Genomic DNA, 2545 nt, shown 5'->3' with positions numbered 1-2545 from the left:
GAAGAGTATCTGGTGCGCCCGTAAAGGGAATTTGACGAATGTCGCTTTGGCAAGCGACTGGGCAAGTGTTTAAAATGCCCATTAACAACCGCTAACCGGAGGGGAAAACCCCACAAGGGAACATAGCACGTTGGTAAAGCCATAAGTCAGCCAACTGTCAGGCTGCGACCGAATGGCAAGTTAAAATGATAGATATGAGGATAAAGCCTGCATTGGTTGAACGATAGTCCGAGCAGTCGTATCCTTGGGCAATGACGGAAGACAGTTGAATAATTCTTCGGAATTATACCGTTATGTTGCGGTACTACACTGATGACACGTAGCAGGAGTAGCATAAACTTACCGCAAGGCAACTACCATAAGTAGTAAAGGACGAAAGTCGTATCCGACAATCTATCGAGCCAAATAGTCGTCAAATTTCTAAACGGGGATTGCCTAAACCGGAAAGCCAGTTGTAGGGCTATGGGGTCTGCCCCTGAATATCCGGCATGGCAACGGAGCTTCCATAGTAGTCTGAGCAGGGTAACGCCTTGTACATGGCGAAGGGGAGCAGCTAATTAAGTTTAACAATTTAAAGGAAGATGTGAGAGACATGAGAAATCCAGAAAATGTGTTGAACAGTCTGAGTAAACACAGCGGTAACTTGAACTATAAGTTTGAGCGGCTGTATAGAGTGCTGTTTAACGAGGAAATGTTTTATGTAGCCTATCAGAATATTTACAGCAAGACAGGCAACATGACGGCAGGAGCCGATGGTAAAACCATTGACGGAATGAGTATTGACCGAGTTGAACAACTGATTGGCAGTCTTAAAAATGAGACTTATCAGCCTAATCCGTCCAAAAGGACGTACATACCTAAGAAAAACGGGAAAAAACGTCCGCTTGGCATACCCTCTTTTGATGATAAGCTGGTACAGGAAGTAGTCAGAATGATACTTGAAGCAATCTATGAAGGTAGTTTTGAACATACTTCACATGGGTTTCGTCCCAAACGAAGTTGTCATACTGCTCTTATAGATATACAAAAGACATTCACTGCCGTGAAATGGTTTATTGAAGGCGATATTAAAGGATTCTTCGACAATATCAATCATGACGTACTGATTAATATTCTTCGGGAACGTATCGCCGACGAGAGATTTTTACGGCTTATCAGAAAATTCCTGAATGCCGGATATGTGGAAGACTGGGTATTTCATAGAACGTACAGTGGAACTCCGCAAGGCGGGATTATCAGCCCAATACTGGCTAACATCTACCTTGACAAGTTCGACAAGTACATCAAGGAATACATCAATCGGTTCAATAAAGGGGTAACAAGAAAAGGCGACGCTCGATACAAGCTCTACGAACAGCGAAGATACCGACTGGCAAAGAAACTAAAGAATGAGAAAGATGTAAAGGTAAGGAAACAGATGACCGCCGAAATTAAGCGGCTACGAGAAGAACGGAACAACTATCCGGCACGTAATGAAATGGACAGCAGTATCAAACGGTTAAAATACGTGAGATACGCAGATGACTTTCTGATTGGAATTACCGGTAATCTTGAAGACTGCAAAACAGTAAAAGAGGATATTAAGAATTATTTGAATGAAGCTCTTAAACTGGAACTGTCAGACGAAAAGACACTGATAACCAATGCGCAGAAACCAGCGAAATTTCTCGGATATGACGTATTTATACGTAGGTGTAACGATTTACGTAAGGATAAGTACGGTAAAACGGTTCGTGCATTCGGACACAAGCCTGTATTGTACCTGAATTTTGAAACGATGCGGAAGAAACTCTTTGATTATAAAGCCGCAAGAATCGCGGTCGTCAATGGCAAAGAGGTTTGGAAATCCATCGTCAGAACGTACATGCTGAACTTGGATGACTTGGAAATAGTCAGTCAGTTCAATGCCGAAATCCGAGGGTTCTATAATTATTACTCAATAGCCAATAACAGCTATGTCATCAATTCTTTCTATCACATTATGTCATACAGCATGTATAAGGTATTTGCGAACAAATACAAATCATCTGTAAAGAAAATACTTCTGAAATATAAAAAGAACAAGTTTTTCCAAGTGGCATATGAAAATAGCAAGGGTAAGACACTTTACCAATCATTTTATCATGATGGTTTCAAACGCAAAAAGGTTGCAGGGAATATTTACTGTGACACTATTCCACGGACAGTTTCCATAACAGGTGGACGTAACAGCCTTATGGAAAGGCTGAAGCTCCAAGTTTGCGAATTATGCGGTGCTACCGATAAACTCGAAATGCATCACGTTCGCAAACTTAAAGACCTGAAAGGTAAATCCGACTGGGAAAAGAAAATGATAGCTCGAAGACGAAAAACTTTGGCTGTCTGCTCAAAGTGTCATGCAAAAATAGACCCCGACCGAAGAATCAGACTGAATTAATTAGTGGAGAGCCGGATACAGGGAGACTTGTAAGTCCGGTTCGGAGGCGAGTACTCGGAAACCTACCATAGAAATATGACAAGGCGCTGGGTGCTTAGCCTACGCGTACACCACCGAGGAAACGGAGAA

General features: G+C 42.1%; 1 protein-coding gene. It reads left to right on the top strand.

Going from position 1 to position 2545, the window contains the following annotated elements; genetic code table 11:
• Positions 1–592: 592 nt before the first annotated feature.
• Complete coding sequence (locus H8S63_RS19645) at positions 593–2416, top strand: reverse transcriptase/maturase family protein (protein ID WP_032845029.1); 1824 nt, start codon at positions 593–595, stop codon at positions 2414–2416.
• Positions 2417–2545 lie beyond the last annotated feature (129 nt).

It is taken from the genome of Bacteroides sp. NSJ-39, assembly GCF_014287315.1.
Lineage (GTDB): Bacteria > Bacteroidota > Bacteroidia > Bacteroidales > Bacteroidaceae > Bacteroides > Bacteroides finegoldii.
This window is presented reverse-complemented; position numbering and strand designations above follow the sequence as displayed.